Here is a 7,100-nt window from a genome sequence, read left to right on the forward strand (position 1 = left end):
GAGTTATATTCTGCCTCTAGGTATTCCTTCATCTCTCTTTGGATTGCTCTTCTACTTTTCCCCGCTGGTCTGCAACCTGTTGTTACTATCATTGACAAAATTAATAAGATTGCTAATATTCCGTATTGTTTTTTCAGTGTTATATCCCCCCTTATGTATTAGCTCAAGTTTATATAAATCAACTTTATTTTATAAGAGTTTCTTTGTTTTCTTGTTTAGTGTTTTGGAGTAGCAGGAAGAGAGATTTTATTTGTCTCCTGCTACTCGGCAAATTAATTAATGTTTTTACCTCAAACCTTTAATCCTGTAACATTTTAGTTAAATACTAAACTCTCTAACATTACTTTGCTTATTTCCCTATAATCCTCATCGTTAAAGTCATAGTTGTATAGCTGAAAAACATAAAATGCATCATCATGTTCAATAATTGTTATATCAAAATAATAGTCTAATTCTTCTGTTATGGTTCTTACAAAAGCTATGTTCCATGCTTCGTAATTATAATCCATTATCAACTCATTGTTTATCAACCTCAAATCAGCATACTTACTCTGCAAAACATCAATACTTTCTACGGCATAATCCTTTAAGGTGTTGTTTCCCTTTTCAACTTTATTTATAACAATTCCTTCCTCATGAGATATAAAACGTCCTCCTATAGGGATAAACTGAATATTACTATCTTCCTCTTGGAGTTCCCAAGCTTCTGGGTATAAAATATGATAAGCATTAGACTCTACTGTATGTAATTTATATTCAATAACTTCTGGGACCTTACTGTAGAAATCACTTTTTTTAATTTTAGACTCTGTATCGTACCCAAGTAGTTCAGAAAGATTATCGGTGCCATATTTTTCAATACTCTTTTCCTTCACCTCAAAAAACTTAATAAGCCTGTCATTGCTCATGTTAGGAACCAAATTTACTAGTTGATAATAAGTAGATGTTCTCTCTATTTCATATTCACCTAAACTGAAATATACTGTATTATCAAAGCTATCTCTTAATTTATAGCTGTACGCATAAGTTCCTGTTGCATATTTGCTAGTTGAAAAATCTATGTCTACATAATGCAATGTAAAATTTGCAAGTTGAGCAATTCCTTCAATAAATAAGTTTTTATGTTCTTGATTTTCGAACAACTTTCCTGATAAATCTTGAATTTTTTCACTTGATACATTATTGTAGGCATCAGTCAACTCTGCAAAGAACTCCATTACAACTTCCTCACTTAAATCATCGATTAAATAATATTTTTCGTTAGAACTTTGATTGGAACACCCTAAAACAATAACGACTACACATAAAATTAACACTATTAATTCTATTTTCTTTTTCAAATTAATCCCCCTTTTAGTCAATTATTTTAAACTAAATTATATTTGCATTCTTAATATATAAAATTACATGTATCCCTTTAAATAATTTAAGCTGTTTAAGCCATCAAAGAAATTTCCTAGTGGCATCTAGGCTCTTTTCTCCATATTCCCCAAGAACCTTCCATAACTGACCTCATAGCTTTTCCTTCAATATCTCTTATTCCCCTAAAAGCTGTTGTCACTACATCCTTTAGATCATTTTTTAGTTGATCGTATCCCTTTAGGTTAGATTTAAAGTCTTCAAAGGCATTATTGATTTTCCCTACAAGGTTTTCTCCCTTTTCCTTTAATGTCTTAATGAACTTTCTACTACTTTCTTCTATATTTCGAGTTAGTTGTACTAAGTTGTTATTGAAGTTATTTAGCAAATTATCTATAGATCTAATAACATTGTTTGAGAATTTTTCAATTGTTAGATTAAGGTCTTGTCCTTCTCCTAAGTCTAATACTAGCTCTTTTACAGCATTTCCTGTATCTAATCCAAATTGATTTAGGGCTTTTCGGTTATTTTCTGTAAAGGCTGCATAATATTAAAGGCTTCTAGGGCTGTGTTGGCTGTTAAAGGGAGTCTTGTATATTTTGGTCTATTTCTGTTATTGGGCTTTTATTAGCTATTAACTTATTTACTTCTCTATTATAAGTCTGCTTATCTTCTTTATTAGATAAATCCATATAAGCCTAGGCTGATAATAACCAATATTACCTATCATTAAGTTCTAGGGCTTTCGTTGAAGACATTATTTCTCCCTCCCTCTTTTAATCCTCATAATTAAAATACCTGGATATGTTATTTATATCAAAATCAGTTGTATGCCTTACAACCAAGTAGAAATCTGCAAACCTCAATCCCCTTTCTATAGGGTTTTCTGGTATATTATACTTGAAGGTTTTATGGAACTCTTCTTTGTATGCTTCATTCCAATAAACAATGAATAGGTCTATTTTTTCTAGATTGTTTTTTTCACTATAATCCTCAAGAAACCGTCTAATAACCTCACTCTCTAATTCTTCATTAAAATGCTCCTTTGCTATGTGGAAAGTTAAATCTATTCTATATTCCCCCCTATGCTCCTCCACCAGACTTTCATAGGTCATATCTTCTGTCCTAACTAAACCACTGTTGTAATGAATCATAAAGTTCATTTGAAGTATATCATCTGGGTTATAGTACTTAGTTAACTTCTCATACATTGATTTTCTACCTTCTTGTCTCAAACGTACAGTATGATAACCTGCTGTAATTCTTCCATCTGTAATATGGTAACTTACGTAGAACTTATTATCTGGGTCATTCTTCAGATAGGCTTCTGCTGAGTAGGAGTGATAGCCAAAACCTGTATTCCCACTTAGTACTGGTCTCTTTACATGGGCTGGTGAGTTATATTCTGCCTCTAGGTATTCCTTCATCTCCCTTTGGATTGCTCTTCTACTTTTCCCCGCTGGTCTGCAACCTGTTGTTACTATCATTGACAAAATTAATAGGATTGCTAATATTCCGTAATGTTTCTTCATTTTTGTTTCCCCTTTATATTTCGTATTATATATATTCATCGGCTCTTTTTTCTATTAGAGCTTTCATTATTTTCATCTTTAATGGGTATTGTAGCCAAAGGGGACTGTAGTAATATTTGTCCCATCTGCTAATGGATATTTAATTTTTCTTATCTGTTATCCCCTATATATCGTTGCTCTTGGTTCTTCTCTATACTCTTTTCTCCTAGTATTAATGTTATCTATTAATGTAAACAAGACGAACTACTGAAATAATAGTCCGCCTTGTCTTTTCCCTATTATCTACGTAGGGCTGATGCAATATCTCTTTCACTTTGTTCTTTAACATCGGCAACCTTATTAATTTGAGTGCTGATATTATTTACGCATACCACTAGTTTGTCTAAAGCTGGCTTTAATTGGTTAAATTCATCTACAAAGGCTCTGGCTGAATCTCCCTTCCACCAACCCTCTACAGATTTAATATCCTTATCCAATTGTTTAATTAAACTATCTGCTTGATCCCCTTTTTGCTTAATAGACCTCCCAATGGATCTGGCTTGCTGTGGACTAAATTGTAAATTTCCTGACATATTATTCATCCCCTTTGTTTTATTTTTATATAAAACAGCTTAGCTGTAATATATTACATCACTTCTTGTAATATTTTTAGAAAGACTACTTCCTCTATCCCTTCATGATTAAACAAAAACATGTATTCATCACTTATATTAACTTATGGATATCAAACTATATAATCCCTCATCTGGCCACTTGTTAGTTATTTAAGTCATCGAACATTGAGCCTTTTACTGTTATTCGAATAGAGTCTAGGGCTGTATGATCTTGGTTCGGCTTTCCTGCTATGTTTAGACCACTGTAGCTTAGGCTGTTAAGGTTTATATCTTGAAGCCATGCTCTAATATAATAATCTCTTCCATAACGATCACTATCCTGCATGTTGGCAAATGTATAAATCCTTCTATTATTTGGATTTACTGTAAAAATTACAGTAGTCTCTTCCATTACTTTATAGATGTTTCCACTCTTTACATGCTCTCTATATTTGTAATTGTTGTAGCTATTTGATGTATTAGACTCACTATATCCTTCTAATATCTCCTTCCAAAACCTATGGGTACCTCCAGTATTAATGCGGTCAGTACTATGTTGAATTTCTTCATAGTCCTTTGTATAATTTTGACTAATGCGAAGCATTTCATGCCCACCAATATTTCGGTTTCCTGAGGATAGATTTACGGTATAAGTACTTCTTCCATCATGGGTGTATAGTAAATCCGATTGATAACGGAAGGAATTAATGATTCGGTTTACTAGGTCTGCATGCTCTGGCGTATTGGCTGTTGTGTTTTTATACATTTCTGTTTTGATGGTTACAGCATATCGCCCTGCAGGATTTAGATAATAACCAGATTTTACTGGATAGTTAAATTGTTGCAGGTCTCGATCGGTGGCAAATACAATCTTTTGATATCGGTTATTATCTCTTACCATATTTCTTGCTGCCTGACGGTCTGATTGGTATTCAGTTGCCATACTATTTAAGACTGTCCATGTAATATCTCCCTTGTTTTGCTGGGTAAATCTTCTTTGATACTGACCAGTTACTTCTTCCCAATTATGTTCATTTCCACTTTCATCTATATGGCACATCCATCTAATAACATCAAAGTCATAGGGATCACTTATCCAAAACATATTTCTTATATTACTAGTTCCTTGGTTATTTTCTACTACTGTTTTAAAGTTTCTTGCTGCTACATAGGGCATATCCTGTGGTTTTAGTCCATTATAGATATTTGTTCTTATGTTTAATACATCCGTTCCATTATCGAAACTTGCAGAAGTCGTCTGGGTTTCTTTTCTTGTTGTATAGATGGGATTTCCTTCTGCATCTGCTCCTGTTACTTCTACTACTTCATATTCGTAATCCCGATCTACCATTCCACTATAGCTAATACTAGGATTCTTAGTAACAAAGGGTAAATTTGAGTAGTTTCCTCCTTTAGGATCATCTCCAAAGGATGTCCTCTCAATAGTTGCCCCTATTTCAGGTCTTCTTATGATAGTCTCACTGGATTCACTTACAGGGGGATTGTTTCCCACAGTAAACAGACTCAAAATTTCTGGTTGACTAGCTTGATCTACATTTAGATTTCCTCTTGCTGCCCCCTTCCATGACCCTTGGGGGAGTTGTAGAATAGCAGTAATATCTGCTCCATTGGCTAATGGATGTTTAATTTTTCTTGATAGAACATGGTAATCTAGGTCATATTCTGATGAGGTTTCTTGTGGTGGATGATATTCGATTACAGCCTCAACTACATTGTTTTCTAAATTACTTTCGTTTGGATCGTCCCCCACCGTATTATTTACTCGAAACCTTACGGTTACGTCGGAGGTGGGCATAATGAAACTAGCCTTTAATTGTACCCTGTGATCATTTGTTGGGGAGGGCTGGTTTATCTGTAATCTTCCTGATTGCGAAGTGCCTCCTTCACTATATGTAATATTTCCTACTCCATTAATATTCCAATAATAGATGGTATCTACTTCATGGGAAAAGGTTGAGTCTACCTCTACTGTTACTTCCACCCTTTGTCCTTCTGATGCCCTAGTGGGAGTATTTTTAAGTCTTGCTATTAAATCTCCTTCATCTAAGAGGGCAAAAGGGGCGATGGGTACCTCAAGATAATAGTATGTTGGAGGGCTATCTAGTACTGTTAGTCCATAGCCCCAAGAATAATAAGTAGGGGGCTGTATAATGTGAACATAATCTACCCATAGTCCCCTTCCTCCACTGGCTGTCTTGGGCTTTGAGCCTTCCCCACCATAGACCAGTCTATCGGCCTGATGGCTTGGGGGGTCAATTAAGACATCTCGCCCCCGCTTACCGGTATAATGGAGGTCTATTCCTGTCTGTATCAACTCTTCTAGGTCCTTTCTCTCTCCATTTGGGTAGAGGGCTTGTATTCCATTAAATACACTTTCTCGTATGTTGTGCTTTGCTCTTACTTCTGTATCATTCCAAGGATGCTTTACGTTTACTCGGTCTTGTATTTGAACCCCACTCCATCCTGCATCCCAAGGAAACTCTGGGTTTCCATAGTTATCTCCGAATCTGTTATAGCCTATATATCTTTGTAGCTGTACTTCATTAATGGTTAGAATCGTTCCATGAGGTTGTCCGTAAACTAAATAAATACGGTCGCTATTTGCATTAATGGCTTGCTGTATGATGTTAGTGTTTAAGGCCCCCCTTGAAGTATTACTACTAAAAAAGTTTGTCCCCAAGTTATATACATGCTGCATATCATAATTAAAGGCTTCTAGGTCTGTGTTGGCTGTTAAAGGGGGTCTTGTCCCCTGTGCCATTACATCTATCATTTCAAAGGCTATTAACATTGAAACAACTGCAATAACTAATAATTTTAATTGTATTTTTTTCATTCGTTTCACTCCAAAACTTTAGTTAAAATATACTAGGAAGTAAATAGTATCATTGGGGGCTGCCCCTACATCTATTCTCCGCTCTTTTCCTTTAAAACTTCTATCATCAAGACCTTCTCTATAACTGGTTCGGGTTTTAGCATATTCTATAGCTGCTTTTACCACCTCTGTCTCTATTTTTTGTATTAAAATTTCCTCTGCTTCTCTAAATTGCATCTCTAAATTAGCATCTCTTGTCCACTCATTCGCTAAGATACGTATTTCCGGCTGCCTTTTACCCAATTCTTCATATAAGCCAAGTCGAACCTCCAACTGAGATCCTGTATTAATTGGTATAATATAACCACTAATAACAGTCGTCTTCTCTGCCGTTTCTAGCGTTTCATTTATATACACCGTTCTAATAGCGGGGTCCCATCTTACTTCTTCTCCTAATGCTTCACTGACAAACCGTAGAGGGACAAAGGTTCTTCCTTCCTTTAATAAAGGGGCTGTGTCTAATACTGTTATCTCTTGGTTCTTCTCTATACTCTTTTCTCCTATTTTTAATGTGATTATATCTCCATCTCTTTTTATGGTAACCATTTGACTGCTGGGGTTCCAGTCTACCTCTGCCCCTAGGGCTTCGCTAATAAATCTTATGGGTACTTGGGTTCTACCATTATCATCTAGAAAGGGTTGGGCATCTGGAAACCTCATTAGTTCTCCACTCAGGACAACTCTAATTGGACCCCAGCCGAATGCGGTGCTAGACATTAA

Annotated in this window: 6 protein-coding genes; all 6 read right to left on the reverse strand. The window is 35.2% G+C overall.

The window, feature by feature from the left end; all coding sequences use genetic code 11:
- Positions 1–314: 314 nt before the first annotated feature.
- Entirely contained in the window at positions 315–1,340 is a 1,026-nt protein-coding gene (locus T335_RS0115205; RefSeq protein ID WP_026478296.1) for a hypothetical protein, read from the reverse strand.
- Between the two features lie 116 nt (positions 1,341–1,456).
- Positions 1,457–1,747, reverse strand: coding sequence for a class I SAM-dependent methyltransferase (locus T335_RS0115210; protein ID WP_026478297.1), 291 nt, complete (start codon positions 1,745–1,747; stop codon positions 1,457–1,459).
- Positions 1,748–2,135: 388 nt separating this feature from the next.
- Complete coding sequence (locus tag T335_RS0115215; RefSeq protein ID WP_026478298.1) at positions 2,136–2,891, reverse strand: hypothetical protein; 756 nt, start codon at positions 2,889–2,891, stop codon at positions 2,136–2,138.
- Positions 2,892–3,169: 278 nt separating this feature from the next.
- Positions 3,170–3,463: a WXG100 family type VII secretion target gene (locus T335_RS0115220; RefSeq protein ID WP_026478299.1), complete on the reverse strand. Its 294-nt coding sequence runs from the start codon at positions 3,461–3,463 to the stop codon at positions 3,170–3,172.
- A gap of 184 nt (positions 3,464–3,647) precedes the next feature.
- Positions 3,648–6,341, reverse strand: coding sequence for a hypothetical protein (locus T335_RS20965; protein WP_051569348.1), 2,694 nt, complete (start codon positions 6,339–6,341; stop codon positions 3,648–3,650).
- 18 nt (positions 6,342–6,359) lie between these two features.
- On the reverse strand, positions 6,360–7,100 hold a 741-nt coding region (locus T335_RS20970; protein ID WP_156943702.1), incomplete at its 5' end, for a copper amine oxidase N-terminal domain-containing protein.

This window comes from Alkaliphilus transvaalensis ATCC 700919 (assembly GCF_000621485.1).
Taxonomy (GTDB): domain Bacteria; phylum Bacillota; class Clostridia; order Peptostreptococcales; family Natronincolaceae; genus Alkaliphilus; species Alkaliphilus transvaalensis.

What these genes read in the sequence shown, in the direction of transcription:
- T335_RS0115215 (WP_026478298.1), bottom strand. Translation starts at nt 2,891, where the DNA reads ATGAAGAAACATTACGGAATATTAGCAATCCTATTAATTTTGTCAATG.
- T335_RS0115220 (WP_026478299.1), bottom strand. Translation starts at nt 3,463, where the DNA reads ATGTCAGGAAATTTACAATTTAGTCCACAGCAAGCCAGATCCATTGGG.
- T335_RS20965 (WP_051569348.1), bottom strand. Translation starts at nt 6,341, where the DNA reads ATGAAAAAAATACAATTAAAATTATTAGTTATTGCAGTTGTTTCAATG.